The sequence below is a fragment of the Calidifontibacter terrae genome, assembly GCF_054778835.1.
The window spans coordinates 234,405-251,283 of sequence record NZ_BAAGZF010000006.1 but is presented as its reverse complement, the minus strand read 5'-3'; the positions used below and the strand labels follow the sequence as shown (position 1 = coordinate 251,283).

Genomic DNA, 16,879 nt, shown 5'->3' with positions numbered 1-16,879 from the left:
TCGCGCCATGACCGGTGCAGCCTTCTTCGACCTCGACCGAACCTTGGTGCGCAAGGCATCTGGACCCGTGTTGTCTCGGGCAATGCGAGAGACGGGTGTGGTCACCTCAAGGCTGCCGGGTGAGTCCCTGATTTTCTGGTGGATGAACGTGTTCGGCGAATCGTTGGGCGGGATCGCTCTGGGGCGCCAGGCCGTTCTGGTTGCTTCCGGGAAGCCCGAGGGTGCCTTCGACAAGGCGGCCAAGGTTGCGGCCGAAGAACTCCTGCCCCGGGTGGGGCCGTTTGCGAAGGTGCTGGTTGACCAACATCACGCCGCGGGCCGCAAGGTGGTCATGGCCACCACGACGCCCTATCACTTGGTCAAGCCGCTCGCCGATGCGCTCGGCTTCGACGATGTGATCGCCACGCGCTATGCGGTCGGCTCCGACGGCAACTACACCGGCAAACACGACGGCCGGTTCGTCTGGTCTCGCGGCAAGTTGGCGTCGGTCAAGGAGTGGGCGGCCGGCCATGATGTCGACTTGAGCGAGTCCTACGCCTACTCCGACTCGGTCTTCGACCTGCCGTTGCTGTCGGCGGTGGGGCATCCCGCAGCGGTCAATCCCGACGCGCGACTGTTGGTGGTCGCGGCCGCGAAGCGCTGGCCGATTCTGTCGTTCACCGCCCCGCCCGGAACCCTCACCCTGCCGACGATCGACATCGAGGCGCGCCGCGTCGCGACGATGCTCGCTCGGCCGGAGACCTTCCCCTATGTGCGGTTCGAGATCAACGGTTTGGAGAACATCCCGAAGACCGGCGCGGTGATCCTTGCCGGTAACCACCGCAGCTATTTCGATCTGGCGACGATGGCCGTGGTCGTCGGCCGCTCGGGCCGCGGCGTGTCCTTCTTGGGCAAGCGGGAGATGTTCGATGTGCCGTTGCTGGGTCCGGTCCTGCGGATGCTCGGCGGCCTCAGCGTCGACCGTGAAGGCACCGACCCCAACGCGCCGGACCCACTGCAGGAGGCCGCGGTGGCTCTCGCCGGTGGCGACATGGTCGGAGTGATGCCCCAAGGCACCATCCCACGTGGGCTGAAGTTCTTCTCCGACGAACTGCGCGGCTACCCCGGAACTGCCCGGCTCGCGGCGATGAGCAAGGCGCCGGTGATCCCGTTCGCGGTGGGCGGAACCGAGGTCGTGTGGCCGCGCGCTTCCAAGGCCCCCAATGTGACCACGCTCTGGCATCCGCCGACCGTCGTGGTCAACATCGGGCCGCCGGTCGATCTGAAATATCGTTCCGAGCAGGCCGACACCAAGCGCATCATGGCCGCGATTGCCGCGCAGTTGCCGGACTGCGCGCGCGACATTGCGGTGACCGACATCGACCAGGTCGCCACGACCTACCCCGGCGGCAAGATCCCGCAGGAAGACCTGCCGGAGATCGAGCTGGCCATCACCGCCGCCGGTCGCAAGCGGGGGAGAATTTCGCGAGGCGACAAGTGACCGACGCGCTCGCCCTCGGATTCCGGGTCGACGACCCGAACTTCATCGCCGATCCCTACCCGGTGCTCGCCGACCTGCGCGCCGCCGGCCGAGTGATCCCGTTCGCCGATCGCGACGTGTGGCTGTTGCCCCATTTTGCCGACGTGAACGCCGCTCTGCGAAACCGCAGCCTCGGGCGAAGCTTCGAACACCGTTACACCCCAGAGGAATTCGGCCGACCGGGACTGGCTGACCTCGAGCAGTCCTTTCCGCGGTTCGTGGAGTCGGAGCGATGGTCGCTGCTGAACCTCGAGCCGCCGGATCACACCCGCATTCGCCGGCTGGTCACCAAGGTGTTCACCGCGAAGGCGATCCGCGAGTTTCAGCCGCAGATCGACCGCATCGCGGCATCGGCGTTGCAGCAGGTGTCGGCGACCGAAGGTTTCGATGTCATCGGCGACCTCGCTCAGCCGTATTCGATCCGGGTTATCTGCGAACTGCTCGGAGCTCCCGACGACCGCGCGCAGGACTTGCTGGACTGGTCCCACGCCATCGTGAAGATGTACGAGGTCAGCACCTCCGATGCCCAACGCGACGAGGCGGAGCGCGCCGCCGGGCAGTTCGTCGACTTCGTCTCCGAGTTGATCGAAGCCCGACGACAGGCCCCGGGCGATGACCTGATCAGCGAACTGGTGCAGGTCGCCGACGAGGGCGAGCGGTTGAGCGTCCACGAGATCGTCTGCACCGTGATCGTCCTGCTCAACGCCGGCCACGAAGCCACGGTCAACACCATGGGCAACGGAGTGGCGGCGTTGCTCAACAACCCCGGCCAGTGGCAGCGCCTCGTCGACGGCGGCGTACGCCCCGATATTGCTGTTGAGGAGATGTTGCGGTTCGATCCGCCGTTGCAGATGTTCGAGCGGTGGGTTTTGGAACCGGTGGAGTTGGGCGGCCGGCAGTTCCAGCCGGGGGAGCGGGTGGCGATGCTCTTTGGCGCGGCTAACCGGGATCCCGAGCGGTTCGTCGACGCCGACTCCTTCGTTGTCGACCGAGGTGACAGCACGCACATCGGGTTCGGTGGTGGTGTCCACTTCTGTATCGGTGCCCCGCTGGCGCGGGCCGAACTGGCCACCCTGTTGGGCGGGCTCGTGGCGAAATACCCGCATTTGCGCCTGGCGTCGGCGCCGCAACGCCAGAACACCTTCGTGATCCGTGGGTATCACGGTGTGGATGTGACGACCGCATCACGGACGTGAACAGATTCGTCGCGGGCCGCCTGCCAGAATGAGCCGCGTGAAGGCTCTATTGCTGGAAAGCATCCACCCGTTCGCCGAGAACATCCTCAAGGAGGCCGGCTTCGAGGTTGTGACCCTCCCCGGCGCGATGGACGAGGACGAGTTGATCACCGCGCTCGACGGTGTCCACCTGCTCGGAGTGCGCTCCAAGACCGAGGTCACCGGCCGGGTCATCGAGGCGGCCGCCGACCTGCAGGCGATCGGTGCGTTCTGCATCGGCACCAACCAGATCGACAAGGCCACCGCCGCCGCGCGGGGGATCGTCGCGTTCAACGCTCCGTTCTCCAATACGCGCAGCGTGGTCGAGCTGGTCATTGCCGAAATCATCGTCATGGCCCGCCGCCTGACGGAGAAGGACACCGCCCTGCATGCCGGCGTCTGGGAAAAGAACGCCACCGGCAGCCACGAGATCCGCGGTCGCCGGCTCGGCATTGTCGGCTACGGCAACATCGGCTCACAGCTGTCGGTGGTTGCCGAGATGCTCGGCCTGCAGGTCTACTTCTACGACAGCGAAGACAAGCTGGCGCTCGGCAACGCGCGCCGTTGTGACTCGCTCGACGAGCTCCTTGAGGTCGCCGAGGTCGTTACCCTGCACGTCGACGGTCGTGAGGGCAACGCCGGCTTCTTCGGTGCGGAGCAGTTCGCCAAGATGCGGCAGCGTTCGCTGTTCCTGAACCTCTCGCGTGGCTTCGTCGTTGACTACGACGCACTGCGGGAACACCTTCAGTCCGGCCACATCGCCGGCGCCTCGGTCGACGTCTTCCCCCAGGAGCCGAAGAAGCGCGGCGACGCCTTCACCTCGCCGCTGCAGGGCTTGCCCAACGTGATCCTCACTCCGCATGTCGGTGGCAGCACCGAAGAGGCGCAGGAGGACATCGGCCGGTTCGTCGCGACGAAGTTGCGTGACTTCGTGCAGCGCGGCACCACCACGTTGAACGTCAACCTGCCGCCGTTGCAGCTCGAGGATCGCCCCGGCGACACGCGGATCCTGCACTTCCACACCAACACCCCCGGCGTGTTGGCCACCGTCAATGGCGTGCTCGCGGATCACGGCGTGAACATCGAGGGACAGCTGCTGGGCACCCTCGGATCCATCGGCTACGTCGTCACCGACGTACGAGACTGCCCGCCGGCTGCGTTGGACCAACTGCGTCAGCTGCCCGAGACGATCCGATTGCGGTCGATCGCCTGAGCGTCGGTTCCGGTGTCGCCGTCGCGGCGCCAGAACCGCAGGTTCAACCCGGTCGGCATGAGGGTGAGCCGCTCGTTGACGGTGAGCTCGTAATCAGCCTCGGCGGCGAAGTCATAGCGGTGCAGAATCGCCGCGAGCAGCAGCACAGCTTCGTGTAGCGCGAATTGCCGACCGATACACGCGCGTTCGCCGGTTCCGAACGGGAAGTACGTGTGCGCCGGGCGGGCGCGGATCCGCTCCGGAAGGAAGTTGTCCGGGTCGAAGGTTTCGGGTTGCGAACCCCACACCGAGGGATCCCGGTGGACCGCCATGGCCGAGACAATGCAGTAGTCGTCGGGTCCCATGTCGTAGGTCTGCGCCAGTGTGGTGCGCTCGCGCGGGCCTCGGGCGAATCCGGGCGCCGTCGGCCAGAGGCGCAGCGCCTCGTCGAGCACCCGACGGATGTAACGGAACTTGGCTACCTGGTCGAAGGACGGATAGTCCTCCTGGCCGAGGATTTGATCGGCTTCCTGCTGGGCCAGCGCTCGCACTTGCGGGTTGCTGGCGAGGTAATACAACGCGAATGACAAGGCCCCCGAGGTGGTTTCGTGGCCAGCCACCAGGAAGGTGAGGATCTGCCGCCGGACGTTGACCAGGTCGAGCTTGGCCCCACTCTCGTCGGCACTGTTCAGCATCAGCCCGAGCAGATCGCCGGTACCTCGGTCTGCGGACTCGATTCGGCGCGCGATGATCTTGTCGATCACCTGCTCCATGTAGGCCTGGTCCGCCGGTAGTTCGCCGCGTTGGCGACGCGCGGCAAGCTGGCGAGCGAAGGGCATGCCGGCAAACGCGCCGCGACGCTGGCCGCGGCGCAACGAACTGACCATCGCCGTGACGAACGGGTCGGTCTCATCGTTGGTGAAGGAGTCGAAGGAGGTGCTGAAGCTGGTGCGCCCGATCGTCTCCAGGGTGAGCCGGGTCAGGTCGGGGGAGACGTCGACCAGAGGCGTTCGATCCCACTTGTCGATGAGTTCGCGAGCCACCGTGACCATCGTCGGGTGGTAGGTCTGCATCGCCGCTCTGGTGAACGCCGGCCGCAGCAGGTCGTGGGCCAGCTGCCAGTTCGGTTCGTCGCTGTAGGCAGTGAAGAGCCCGTCACCAGCGAAACTGCGCAGCGCGGCGACTCCCGGCGGCAACTTCTTCTCGAACCGATTCTCGTCGCAGAGTTCCGCGGCAATGGCGGCGCTGCGCACCAGCACCATCTTTTGGGAGAACAGCTTGATCTCGAAGATCGGCGCATCGAGCTCCGCGCCGACGCGCTGGGCGTTCTGCACAGGGCGGCCCTTGGCCCCGCGCAGCATGGTCGGCAAGTCTCCCACCACCGGCCGTCGCCCGGCGGGGTGCGGGAAGGCGACGTGCGGCCAAGGGGAGGGGCGCGGGCGCTCGGTGATCATCGTCACACTCTAGAATGTGGCCACGACAGATGTAGTGGTGCCGACGGTATTCACGGCCTGTTGTCGCGTTGTTATCAACCCGTTCCCAGTTAAGGGAACCATTGCGCGCCCGTCGTGGTCAGACTGCAGGCCATAGACACCCGCCGAGCGCGGACCGACAGAACACCATTAGGGGAGAGCTCCATGAACATCCGACGTACGACTATTGCCGTCGCCGCCTGCGCGACGTTGAGCCTGGGCATGACCGCCTGCGGCCCTGACGACGCCCCCACGGCCGTTGCGCCGAGCAGCACGAGCGCCACCAATGGCTCGTCGCCCACCTCAGACGGCTCGAGCAGTTCCAGTTCCGACGCCACCTCGACGAGTTCGGACACCTCGTCGAGCAGCTCCGATAGCTCCTCCAGCAGCAGTTCGGACAGTTCGTCGAGCAGCTCCGACGGCTCGGTTCCGAGCACCTCACCGGCTGCCGGTGGCGAGGGCCAGTGCAACGACGACTCCGCGACCACCTGGAGCGTCAAGTCGGCAGCGACGAAGATGAACCAGTTCGGTCAGGTCGTCTCCACTAACTACGACAGCTACTCCTCGGTGCCGATGGAGGTCACCGTCCAGAAGCCGACCCCCGTCGCGGCCACCGACTACTCCGTCGACGAGGGTTACCAGCTGCTCGTCTTCGACGTGAAGATCGATAAGAAGGGTGGCGACGGCTATGCGTCAGCCTTCTACCTCGATTTCACCCTGACCGACGACAGCGGCCACCTCTGCGACAACAACGGCTACTCCGCCGCCGTTCCGAGCAACCAGCGGTTGAAGCTAACCTCGCTCACCGGTTCGATCACCAGCGCTTCCGGCAAGATCGCGTTCGCGGTGCCGAAGGGCAAGGACTACAGCAAGTACACCCTGCTGTGGGCCGGTGGTAAGGACGACGGCGAAGCTGCCCAGGTCGGTTGGCAGGGCTGAGAGTTCACCTCCTGGAATGTGCGGCGCGTACTGCTGGTAGACACCTGCGAGCGTTGACCGGCGCCCTCCCGTACATTGCGGGTAGGGGCCGATCAATGTGCTCGGTCGGCATAACGGGGGAGCACCGTCATCACTACCACTTTGAACGGACCGATCCTCGGCGAGGCCGACGAGCAGCGCCGCCGCGGGCTGCGCCGGATGCGGGCGCTCGCGTTGTCGCTCCTGGTGTTCGCCGCGATCGTGTTCGTCGTGACCCACGGACACGGCGGTGGTTGGGGTTATGTCAACGCGACGGCCGAGGCCGCGATGGTGGGTGCCGTGGCCGACTGGTTTGCGGTGACCGCCCTGTTCCGGCATCCGTTAGGTCTGCCGATCCCGCACACCGCGATCATCCCGAAACGTAAGGACTCGATCGCGGTCAGCCTCGAGGACTTCGTCACCGAGAACTTCCTCACCGAAGACAACGTGCAGACCCGGCTGGAAGCCGCGCAGGTCCCGGCGCGCGTCGGGCGATGGCTGCAGCTGCCTGGCAGCGCGGAGCGGGTCGTTGCCGAACTCGCGCCCGCGTTGGCCAAGGGTGTCGCGTCGGTCCAAGACGACGAAGTCCGGCGGCTGCTCGATCGGATCCTGCTGCCCCGGCTTGGCCGGGAGCCGGTCGGACCGCTGGCCGGTCACCTGTTGGAGGGCGTGCTCGCCGACCGTTCCCACCGCGGGCTGGTCGATCTGGGTGTCCGGGAACTGCACGACTGGGTGAGTAGCAATCAGGGCACCATCGTCGATTTGCTGCAGCAGCGCGCTCCCTGGTGGTCGCCCAAGTGGCTGGATGACACGGTGAGCACCCGCGTTCACACCGAGATCGTCGCTTGGCTTGCCGACGTACGAGACAGCCCGGACCACTCGGCGCGGGTTGCGCTCGACAACCTGCTGGCCAGCCTCGCCCGCGACCTGCAACACGACCCCGACACCATCGCCAAGGCCGAAGCCCTCAAGGTCCGCTTCCTGGAGCACCCCTCGGTGGCCGGGTCGCTGGTCTCGTTGTGGGGATCGGTCCGTACGGCGATCGTCGAGGCGCTCGCCGACCCAGGTGGCGAACTGCGCGAACGGATGGCGGTTGCGCTGCGCGACCTCGGACGCCGGGTCACCGACGACGCCGAGTTCCGGGGTTCACTGGACCGCCGGTTGGCGGAGGTCGTCGGATTCGCGGTGCGAACCTACGGTCGTGAGTTGTCGACCGTCATCTCGCAGACGATCGATCGGTGGGACGGCAACGAGGCCGCCGAACGGATCGAGTTGCACGTTGGTCGGGACCTTCAATTCATCCGGATCAACGGCACGGTCGTCGGCGGCCTCGTCGGCCTACTGATCTACACGGTGTCGCAGCTGCTCTAGGCGGCCAGTTTCGCCTGACGCGCGGCCTCGAAGCCCAACTCAAGGTCGGCGATGATGTCGTCGATGTGCTCGATGCCGACCGCTAGACGCACCAGTCCTGGTGTTACGCCGGCCGCGAGACGGTCCTCGCCGCTGCCCTGGGAGTGGGTCGTGGAGGCGGGGTGGATCACCAACGACCGCACATCGCCGATGTTGGCGACGTGGGAGTGCAGGACCAACCCCTCGACGAACTTACGGCCTGCTTCGACGCCACCTTCGATTTCGAAGGTCAACACCGCGCCGGCGCCCTTGGGGGCGTACTTCTGCGCGAGGTCGTAGTAGTCGTGGTCCGGCAGGGAGGCCCAGCCGACCTTTTCCACCTGCGCGTGACCCTGCAGGAACTCGGCCACCTTGCGCGCGTTCTCCAGGTGTCGCTCGACCCGCAGGCTGAGCGTCTCGACACCCTGAGCGATCAGGAACGCGTTGAACGGGGAGACGGCCGAACCCAGGTCGCGTAGCAACTGCACCCGCGCCTTGAGGATGAACGCCAGGTTCGCGCCCAGCGGGCTGCCCACGCCGAGGTCACGCGCGTAGACCAGGCCGTGATAGCTCTCCTCGGGAGTGTTGTAGTTCGGGAACCGCTCCGGATCCTTGGCGAAGTCGAAGTTGCCACTGTCGACGATCACGCCGGCAATCGAGGTCCCGTGGCCACCGAGATACTTCGTCGCGGAGTGGATCACGATGTCGGCGCCATGCTCGATCGGGCGCAGGACATAGGGCGTCGCGATGGTGTTGTCGACCACCAACGGAACCCCGGCGTCATGCGCAACGCCGGCTATGGCCTCGATGTCCAGCACCTCGTTCTTCGGGTTCGAGATGGTCTCGGCGAAGAACAGTTTGGTGTTCGGTCGCACCGCAGCACGCCACTGTTCGGGGTCGCGAGCGTTGTCGACGAAGGTCACCTCGATGCCGAACTTGGGCAGAGTGTGCTTGAGCAGGTTGTAGGTGCCGCCGTACAACGCCGGTGAGGCGACGACGTGGGAACCCGCCTCGGCGATGTTGAGGATGGCGAGCGTCTCTGCGGCTTGGCCGGAGGCGACCAACAGCGCGCCGACGCCACCCTCAAGGCTGGCGATCCGCTGCTCCACGGCATCAGTGGTCGGGTTCATCAACCGCGTGTAGATGTTGCCGAACTCACTGAGCGCGAACAGGTTCGCGGCGTGATCGGTGTCCTTGAAGACGTACGACGTCGTCTGGTAGATCGGCAGCGCGCGCGCTCCGGTCGTCTCGTCGACGACCTGGCCGGCGTGCACCTGTCGCGTCTCGAAGGCCCAGTTGGTGTCGGTCATGAGAATGTCCTCCATCCTGTGCGGACAGGTCGTTCCTGCCGCGTGCGTACGGCGGACTCTCGAAGTCGACAGATCCGCGCTTGCCTGCGTCGATCTGCGGCGCAGGCCTGGTCTTCACCCGGGGCACCCCACCGCGGTGGAGGGTTGCCGGCCAGCAAGCCGGGGCTCATTGCTGGCACTCGTGACCTGGCAGCAGGTTAGACACCGGGGCGCCACGGTGGAAATCGGCGTCTCTGCATCCGGACGGAAATTCGGTTGCCGGCGGTTGATCGTCCGCGGGAGGCTGGGGGCTCATCGGGGAGAAACCGCGACATCCGTCGCCCGAACGAAGGGACGTGATCATGGCCGAGAACCTGCGCCTGCGCGCCTGCCAGCACCACCTTCGAACGACGGAGAACTCCCGTGTCATCCATCCCTGCCGGTCGCATCGGCGACCTGTCGGACCTGCACTTCACCGCCCCGGCCACTGACCTCGAACCCGGCCAACGCTGGTCGACCTGGGGCAGCCTCGAACGGCTGCAACGTGGCCCCGAACCCCGACCCGACTGGGTCGTCACCACCGACGAGTCGATCGATACCGAACTCGGGGTGCTCAAAACGGGCAAGGAAGCCGACGTCTTCCTGCTCGAGCGCACCACCTTTGACCAATCCAAAAGCACGCGGATGGCGGCGAAGCGTTACCGGCCGCCGGAGCACCGCGCGTTCCGGCGCCACGCTGGCTATACGCAAGGGCGACGGCTGAAGGACAGCCGTGAGGCTCGGGCGGTGGCAACCGGCACCTCCTTCGGAAAGCAGGTCGCCGCCGGCGTCTGGGCCCAGGCCGAATGGGGCTACCTGGTCGACCTGTGGACCAGTGGCGTCCCGGTGCCTTATCCGGTGCAGATTGACGGCCTCGAGATCCTGATGGAACTGGTGGTCGACGCCGACGGTATGCCGGCGCCGCGGTTGGCGGCGACCCGGCCAACGCCGAGGCAACTGGCGGACTGGTTCGAGCAGCTGCGGCTTGCTCTGATCACGTTGTGCGGCAAGGGGATTGCTCACGGTGACCTGTCGGCGTACAACATCCTCGCGGCGGCCCACGGCATCGTGATCATTGATGTCCCGCAGGTCGTCGATGTGGTGGCAAACCCGAACGCGATGGACTACCTGCACCGCGACTGCGTCAACGTCTGCACCTGGTTCGCCAGCAAGGGCCATGACTGCGATGCCGAGGACTTGTTCGCCGAACTGATCGGCTTCCTGTTCTGAGCTGCCCGTCTAGGGTGACGCAGGTGGACGGGCGAACGGGCGGGCTGCTGGCGATGGCGTTGTTGCTCAGCGCCTGCGCCCCTACCGCTCAGCCGCCCCGCTATCCCGAGGCGAGTTGGTCCTCCGGCATCGGCGCCGCCTCGTTGGGAATCACCCAACCGACGAACGCCCCTACCTGCACGCCGGACACAGCACCCACCTCGGTGGCCGGCTACAACCGCTGGATGAGCGGCCTCAGCGGCCTGACGACGTGGCGCTCAGCCGACGTTGGCGCGTCGGTTCGGCTGGTGGACGGGCGGGTCGCTTGGGTGTTCGGTGATACCGCCCGCGACGCGACGGTGAACCCCCGCTTCGCGTCCAGCTCGATGCTCATCACCCGCGGCGACTGCACCGTTCAGGCGGTCGATCACGGTCTGCCGCTGGTGCCCAACAGCCCCGGAACGGCATGTTGGCCCTCGTCGCTGGTCGCGCGGTCCACGGCCACCGGCGACGATCTGTGGATCGCCTGCTCCCGGATCGAGCGCACCGGATCGGGGCTTTACGACTTCGATTACCTCGGCGCGAGCATTGCGACCCTGCACATCCCGCGCGGCGGTGCGCCGTCGAACCCGCGGGTCGTGCAGATCACGCCGGACCGGCGGGATGCAGCCCAGCTGAACTGGGGTGCGGCGATGGTGATCGATGGCGGTTTCCTCTACGTCTACGGAACGTATGGGGCCGCGATCGGAGCCGGTCCTCGCGCACTGTCCCTCGCCCGGATGCCGGTGGGCGATGCCACCCGACCAACCGCCTGGACCTACTGGGACGGCTCGGGCTGGGCATCGTCGGCGCAGTCAGTCAGTCCGGTCGTCTCCGCGGATCCCGGTGTCTCACAGGCTTTGTCGGTGCACCGGATCGACGGGTCATTCGTAGCCGTCTCGAAGAAGGGTGGCGACCTGAGCGACACCCTCGGGCTATGGACCGCGCCAACCGCACAGGGGCCGTGGACGCTGGTGCACGAGCAGCCGCTGCCCCATGCCGAGGGCAACGGAGTGGTCACCTATCAGCCGCTGGCGCATCCCGAACTCACCTTGGCTGACGGCAAATTGCTGGTGTCGTATTCGCGCAATCCCACCGACCAGAATCGCTTGCTGACCGAGCCCGCGCTGGGTCGGCCGCGGTTCCTGGAAGTGCCGCTGCCCTGAGCGCCCGAAACAACTCGGATGCTGGCGGTCGCGCGGATCTGAGAAACTGGCCTTCCTCATGAATTCTCCCGCACCCTCCTCCCCGCGCCGCGGCGGCCGACGCTCCGGCGGACGGCGTACGGGCGGTTCGTCCCGCCGCCCGAGCGGACCGCGCGCCCTCACCCCGGAACAGCAAGCTCAGCGTCGCGCGCTGGTTCCGGAGATCCGCTATCCGGACCTGCCCGTCGTTGACGCTAAGGACGAGATTGCCGCGGCGATCCGCGACCACCAGGTCGTCGTCATCGCGGGGGAGACCGGCTCGGGGAAGACCACCCAGATCCCGAAGATCTGCCTGGAGCTCGGCCGAGGCATCACCGGGGTCATCGGCCACACCCAACCTCGCCGGCTCGCCGCGCGGTCGGTGGCCGAGCGGCTGGCGGAGGAACTCGACACCGAGATCGGCGAACTGGTCGGCTACCAGGTGCGGTTCACCGACCATTCCGGCAGCAACTCGCTGGTCAAAGTGATGACCGACGGCATCCTTCTGTCCCAGCTGCAGCGAGACAGATCGCTGCAGCAATACGACACGCTGATCATCGACGAAGCCCACGAGCGGTCACTGAACATTGACTTCATCCTCGGCTACCTCAAACAGCTGCTCCCGAGGCGCCCCGACCTGAAGGTGATCATCACCTCGGCGACGATCGATCCACAGCGCTTCGCCGAACACTTCGCGACACCGGAGACCACGGTGCCGATCATCGAGGTCTCCGGGCGCACCTATCCGGTCGAGGTCCGCTATCGGCCGCTGGTGCGCGAGCAGCGCGGTGGCGGAGTCGACGCGCCGGTGAAACTGGTCGACGTCGATCAGGTCACCGGCATCATCGACGCGGTCGCGGAACTGTGGACCGAACCGGAGGATGGCGGCCCGCAGGACGTCCTGGTCTTCTGTTCGGGTGAGCGCGAGATCCGCGATGCGGCCGATGCCCTGAATCGGTTGGACCTGCCCCACACCGAGGTGCTGCCGCTGATGGCGCGGCTGTCAGCCGCCGAACAGCACCGTATCTTCGCAAAGCACTCTGGTCGGCGAATTGTGTTGTCTACCAACGTTGCCGAGACCTCGCTCACGGTTCCGGGGATCCGCTACGTCGTTGACACCGGGACCGCGCGGATCTCCCGCTACAGCCAGCGTACGAAGGTGCAACGACTGCCGATCGAACCGGTGTCGCAAGCTTCGGCCAACCAACGCTCCGGTCGCTGCGGGCGGGTCGCCGACGGCATTTGCATCCGGCTATACGACGAAGCGGACTTCGCTGCTCGGCCCGAGTTCACCGACCCCGAGATCCTGCGTACCAACCTCGCGTCGGTGATTCTGGCGATGATCTCGCTCAACCTCGGCGACATCGGCCGCTTCCCGTTCGTGCAGCCGCCGGACTCGCGGCAGATCACCGACGGCCTGCGGTTGCTGCACGAACTGCACGCCGTCGAGGAGGACGCCGGGCGACGCCGGATGACCGACGTCGGACGGGCTATCGCCGCGCTGCCGGTCGATCCGCGAATGGCCCGAATGATCGTTGAGGCGGCGCGGGTCGGAGCCTTGCGCGAGGTGCTGCCGATCGTCGCGGCGTTGTCGATCCAAGACCCCCGAGAGCGGCCGGTGGAGCAGCGTCCGCAAGCCGATCAACAACACGCCCGGTTCAAGCACGACGCCGGCGACTTCCTGACCATCCTCAACTTGTGGAACTACCTGCGTGACTCGCAGCGGGAGCTCTCCGGCAGCGCCTTCCGGCGGATGTGTCGCACCGAGTTCCTGCACTACCTACGGGTGCGCGAGTGGCAAGACCTGCACTCCCAGTTGCGCGACATCTGCAAGCGACTCGATCTGTCGTTCAACGACACTCCGGCCGCTGACGACACTGTTCACCAGGCGTTGTTGACCGGACTGCTTTCCCAGGTCGGACTGCGCGACCGCGACACGCGCGACTACCTGGGCGCCCGCGGCGCCCGATTCGCGATCCAGCCCGGGTCGGCGCTGTTCCGCAGCCAGCCCGACTGGGTGATGTCGGCCGAACTTGTCGAGACCTCGCGACTGTGGGCCCGTACGAACGCCCGCACCGACCCCGCCTGGATCGAGGCGGCGGCTCCTCACCTGGTCAAGCGTTCCTACTCTGAACCGCGCTGGGAGAAGAAGCAGGCCCAAGCGATCTGCTCCGAACGCGTCACCCTCTACGGAGTGCCGCTGGCAGCCGGACGACCGGTGTCCTTCGGCCGCATCGATCGCGAACACGCCCGCGAGCTGTTCATCCGACACGCGCTGATCGAGGGGGAGTGGCAGACCCACCACAAGTTCTTCGCCGACAACCGGTCGATGCTCGGTCAGGTCAGTGAGCTCGAAGCCCGGACCCGCCGCCGCGACCTGATGGTCGATGACGACGTGCTGTTCGAGTTCTACGACGAACGCCTGCCCGCCGACGTCGTCAGCGGCGCCGACTTCGACCACTGGTGGCGCCGCCATTCGCGAGAGCACCCGAAACTGCTCAGCTTCACCCGCGACCTGCTGATGACCGCTGAGGCCGACGAACTCGATCTGTCGGACTTCCCCAAGAGCTGGCTGCAGGGTGGCTTGTCGTTCCGGTTGACCTATCAGTTCGACCCCGGTTCCGACGCCGACGGTGTCACCGTGCACCTTCCGATCGAACAGCTCAACCAGGTCGAGGACCAGGGATTCGACGCCTTGGTGCCCGGGGTCCGCGAAGAGCTGGTCACCGCCCTGATCCGGTCGTTGCCGAAGGCCGTCCGCAAGCAATTCGTTCCGGCTCCCGACGTTGCCCGCGCGGTCGCTCCGCTGCTCGCCGAAGGCATCGACCGGGGAATCGGTCTGGGGGAGGCGCTCGCCGTGGCCCTGACCGCCCGCGGACCTCAGCGCGTCTCTGCCGCCGAGTTCGACTGGTCGAAGGTTCCGGACCACCTGCGGATGACTTTCCGGATCGAGGGTGCCAAGGGCCGCACCCTCGCCGAGGGCAAGGATCTCACTGCGCTCCAGCAGGAACTGCATGGCTCGGTGCAACAGGCGATGTCACGAGTCGGCGAGGCGATGGAGCGGGCGGGGATCACCCGCTGGGAGGACCTGACGCTGCCCGACCAGATCGAGGCGCAGACCAAGGGGCGGTCGGTGGTCGGTTATCCGGCGCTGGTCGACGAGGGCAGTTCGGTCGCGCTGCGGGTTTTGCCGACGGCTTCCGAGCGTGACCACGCGACTCATTTGGGCGTACGCCGGCTGGTGCTGCTGGCCACCGACGTTCCGTGGAACCGGATCATCTCAATGCTGAGCAACACCCAAAAGCTCGCGCTCGGCCATCACCCCCACGCCACTCGCGAGGAGTTGTACGACGACATCCTCGCCGCCGCGGTAGACGCGATCGTCGCGCGGGAGTTCCCCGGTGGCAGTGTGCGTACGCCTGCGCAGTTCGAGCGGGCGGCCGAGGTGGTCAAGCAGCAGGTTGTGCCCGAGGTGATTGAGGTGGTCGACCTCGTCGGCCCTTGCCTGAACACCGCCCGCGAGGTGCGGCTGGTGATCGACGCCATGTCGGCACCCTCGGTCGCCGACCTGCGCGCGCAACTCGATGCGCAGTTGACCGACCTGATCCACCCGGGCTTCGTCGCCGAGACCGGCGCCGGCCGGCTCCGCCGTCTGCAGGTCTACCTTCGAGCGATGCTCGAGCGTGCCACCAAGGCGCCGACCGATCTGGCGAAGGACGCGGAGCGCGAGGGCGATGTCGTGCACGTCGAAAAGGAACTCGCCACGCTGCTGTCCGCGATCCCAGCGACCCGGCGTACCGATCCTGACGTTGTCCAGCTGCGCTGGATGGTCCAGGAACTGCGGGTGTCGTTGTTCGCGCAGAAGCTGGGCACCGCCGGTCCGGTGTCGATCAAACGGATCTTCGCGGCCATGGACGCCGTGGAAGATCGCAGCTGAGGCGCCCTACGCTGGCGCCCATGGCGACCCTCTTCAGCAAGATCATCAACGGCGAGATCCCGGGCCACTTCGTCTGGCAAGACGAGCAGTGTGTGGCGTTCTTGGTGATCGACCCGCTCACCGACGGCCACACGATCGTGGTTCCGCGGGAGGAGGTCGACCAGTGGACCGACGCGCAACCGGCCCTGCTTGATCACCTCGTTGATGTCGCTCGGGTGATCGGTGGGGCTCAGAAAGTGGCCTTTGAGTCGCAGCGGGCCGGCCTGATGATCGCCGGGTTCGAGGTTCCACACCTGCATGTTCACGTCTGGCCGACTAACTCGCTGGGCGACTTCGACCTCTCGAAGGTCACCCACGGTCAGGACCAGCAGGTGTTGGCCGCCAACGCGCAGCGCCTGCGGGACCGGCTGCACGCCGACGGACACGAGGCGAACCTGCCCGGTTGAGCAACCACGCAGCGCCGGTGGGAATGTCTGGGCGGCGCAAGCGTTGGACACAGCGGAAGCAACGCGAGGAGAGATGCCGTGCAGGACCCGTTGGAGCTGATCCGCTTCGAGACCGACACCCACGCCAGCCAGGTGGGTGCACCGACCATGATCGTCGCCCTAGGCGGCTTGATCGACGCTGGCAACACCCAGCAGTTGCTCGTACGTCATCTGCTCGGCAGCCTCGAACACACCGTCGTGGCGTCGTTCGATGTCGACCAGTTGCTTGACTACCGCGGCCGTCGTCCGGTGATGACCTTCGACCGAGACCACTACTCGGCCTATGACGACCCGGCGATGAACCTTTACCGCCTCGTCGACGACGAGGGGACCCCCTTCCTGCTGCTGGCCGGGCCCGAACCCGACTACCAGTGGGAGCGCGTCATCGAGGCGATCCGCTTCTTGGTGCGCCGCCTTGCGGTGCAGATGGTGGTGAGCGCTTTCGGCATTCCGATGGCGGTGCCCCACACCCGTCCGGTCGGGATGACTCGCTATGCGACCGACCGCTCGCTGATTCCGGAGAACAACCCGGTCTTCGGAACCGTGCAGGTTCCCGGGACTCTGGAGTCGTTGCTCCACCTTCGTCTCGACGAAGCCGGCATCGACGCCGTTGGTTTCGCGGTGCACGTTCCCCACTACCTCGCCCAGATGGATTTCGTTGACTCGGCGGTCGCCACCATCGACGCGATCAGTGGGCTGACCGGGCTGTCCTTGCCGGTCACCGACTTGGCGATGCAGGCTGAGTTGAACCGGGTCGAGATCACCCGCCAGATCGAGTCGAACGACGAGATCAAGGAAGCGGTCGAAGGCATGGAACAGCAATACGACGCCTTCCAAGAGGGCCGTCAGCGGCAGAACCTGTTGGCCACCGAACTGGCCGAACTGCCCAGCGCCGAGGAGATCGGCGCGGAGTTCGAGCAGTTCCTGCGCGATGAAACCAGCGACGACTGAGGC

13 protein-coding genes and 1 riboswitch are annotated in these 16,879 nt (G+C 66.3%); of the genes, 10 read left to right on the top strand and 3 right to left on the bottom strand.

Annotated features, from left to right (window positions below; genetic code table 11):
• Window positions 1-7 precede the first annotated feature (7 nt).
• From ACYU98_RS09395 to serA, 3 genes are read left to right on the top strand one after another with little or no spacing between them, the layout of a single operon-like run.
• The gene (locus ACYU98_RS09395; protein WP_460467947.1) at window positions 8-1,480 is read left to right on the top strand and encodes an HAD-IB family hydrolase; all 1,473 of its coding nucleotides are present in this window, start codon (window positions 8-10) and stop codon (window positions 1,478-1,480) included.
• Entirely contained in the window at window positions 1,477-2,715 is a 1,239-nt protein-coding gene (locus tag ACYU98_RS09390) for a cytochrome P450 (protein ID WP_460467946.1), read from the top strand. The genes ACYU98_RS09395 and ACYU98_RS09390 overlap by 4 nt, the downstream gene beginning before the upstream one ends.
• A gap of 28 nt (window positions 2,716-2,743) precedes the next feature.
• A complete protein-coding gene (gene serA, locus ACYU98_RS09385; RefSeq protein WP_460467945.1) occupies window positions 2,744-3,946 on the top strand; it encodes a phosphoglycerate dehydrogenase in 1,203 nt (400 codons plus the stop codon).
• Here serA and ACYU98_RS09380 read toward each other — a convergent pair.
• Both ACYU98_RS09380 and ACYU98_RS09375 read right to left on the bottom strand, forming a co-directional pair.
• On the bottom strand, window positions 3,907-5,379 hold the full coding sequence (locus ACYU98_RS09380; protein WP_460467944.1) for a cytochrome P450: 1,473 nt from the start codon (window positions 5,377-5,379) through the stop codon (window positions 3,907-3,909). The two genes, serA and ACYU98_RS09380, sit on opposite strands and share 40 nt — an antisense overlap.
• An 89-nt stretch (window positions 5,380-5,468) precedes the next feature.
• Window positions 5,469-5,897: a hypothetical protein gene (locus ACYU98_RS09375; protein WP_460467943.1), complete on the bottom strand. Its 429-nt coding sequence runs from the start codon at window positions 5,895-5,897 to the stop codon at window positions 5,469-5,471.
• 16 nt (window positions 5,898-5,913) lie between these two features.
• On the opposite strand from ACYU98_RS09375, the gene ACYU98_RS09370 reads away from it, so the two are divergent.
• Window positions 5,914-6,336: a hypothetical protein gene (locus tag ACYU98_RS09370; RefSeq protein WP_460467942.1), complete on the top strand. Its 423-nt coding sequence runs from the start codon at window positions 5,914-5,916 to the stop codon at window positions 6,334-6,336.
• A gap of 141 nt (window positions 6,337-6,477) precedes the next feature.
• Entirely contained in the window at window positions 6,478-7,725 is a 1,248-nt protein-coding gene (locus ACYU98_RS09365; RefSeq protein WP_460467941.1) for a DUF445 domain-containing protein, read from the top strand.
• Here ACYU98_RS09365 and ACYU98_RS09360 read toward each other — a convergent pair.
• Window positions 7,722-9,053 carry a bifunctional o-acetylhomoserine/o-acetylserine sulfhydrylase gene (locus ACYU98_RS09360; protein WP_460467940.1) on the bottom strand — a complete coding sequence of 444 codons (1,332 nt, stop codon included), beginning with the start codon at window positions 9,051-9,053 and terminating at the stop codon, window positions 7,722-7,724. The two genes, ACYU98_RS09365 and ACYU98_RS09360, sit on opposite strands and share 4 nt — an antisense overlap.
• A gap of 71 nt (window positions 9,054-9,124) precedes the next feature.
• Window positions 9,125-9,240: riboswitch (SAM riboswitch) on the bottom strand.
• Between the two features lie 215 nt (window positions 9,241-9,455).
• Here ACYU98_RS09360 and ACYU98_RS09355 point away from each other — a divergent pair.
• The 5 genes from ACYU98_RS09355 (at window position 9,456) to ACYU98_RS09335 (ending at window position 16,876) form a co-directional block, all read left to right on the top strand.
• Window positions 9,456-10,301 (top strand): serine protein kinase RIO, encoded by an 846-nt coding sequence (locus ACYU98_RS09355; RefSeq protein WP_460467939.1) that lies wholly within the window; start codon window positions 9,456-9,458, stop codon window positions 10,299-10,301.
• A gap of 23 nt (window positions 10,302-10,324) precedes the next feature.
• The gene (locus tag ACYU98_RS09350; RefSeq protein WP_460467938.1) at window positions 10,325-11,485 is read left to right on the top strand and encodes a DUF4185 domain-containing protein; all 1,161 of its coding nucleotides are present in this window, start codon (window positions 10,325-10,327) and stop codon (window positions 11,483-11,485) included.
• A gap of 58 nt (window positions 11,486-11,543) precedes the next feature.
• Window positions 11,544-15,440 (top strand): ATP-dependent RNA helicase HrpA, encoded by a 3,897-nt coding sequence (gene hrpA / locus ACYU98_RS09345; RefSeq protein ID WP_460467937.1) that lies wholly within the window; start codon window positions 11,544-11,546, stop codon window positions 15,438-15,440.
• A gap of 20 nt (window positions 15,441-15,460) precedes the next feature.
• Window positions 15,461-15,886, top strand: a complete 426-nt coding sequence (locus ACYU98_RS09340) for an HIT family protein (RefSeq protein ID WP_460467936.1) — start codon at window positions 15,461-15,463, stop codon at window positions 15,884-15,886.
• A 78-nt stretch (window positions 15,887-15,964) separates the two neighbouring features.
• Window positions 15,965-16,876, top strand: a complete 912-nt coding sequence (locus ACYU98_RS09335) for a PAC2 family protein (RefSeq protein WP_460467935.1) — start codon at window positions 15,965-15,967, stop codon at window positions 16,874-16,876.
• The last annotated feature ends 3 nt before the right edge of the window (window positions 16,877-16,879 follow it).

Bases quoted from the DNA above. Each gene is read 5' to 3' on its own strand.
- ACYU98_RS09395 (WP_460467947.1), top strand. From the start codon at position 8: ATGACCGGTGCAGCCTTCTTCGACCTCGACCGAACCTTGGTGCGCAAG.
- serA (WP_460467945.1), top strand. From the start codon at position 2,744: ATGAGCCGCGTGAAGGCTCTATTGCTGGAAAGCATCCACCCGTTCGCC.
- ACYU98_RS09380 (WP_460467944.1), bottom strand. From the start codon at position 5,379: ATGATCACCGAGCGCCCGCGCCCCTCCCCTTGGCCGCACGTCGCCTTC.
- ACYU98_RS09370 (WP_460467942.1), top strand. From the start codon at position 5,914: ATGAACCAGTTCGGTCAGGTCGTCTCCACTAACTACGACAGCTACTCC.
- ACYU98_RS09360 (WP_460467940.1), bottom strand. From the start codon at position 9,053: ATGACCGACACCAACTGGGCCTTCGAGACGCGACAGGTGCACGCCGGC.
- hrpA (WP_460467937.1), top strand. From the start codon at position 11,544: ATGAATTCTCCCGCACCCTCCTCCCCGCGCCGCGGCGGCCGACGCTCC.
- ACYU98_RS09340 (WP_460467936.1), top strand. From the start codon at position 15,461: ATGGCGACCCTCTTCAGCAAGATCATCAACGGCGAGATCCCGGGCCAC.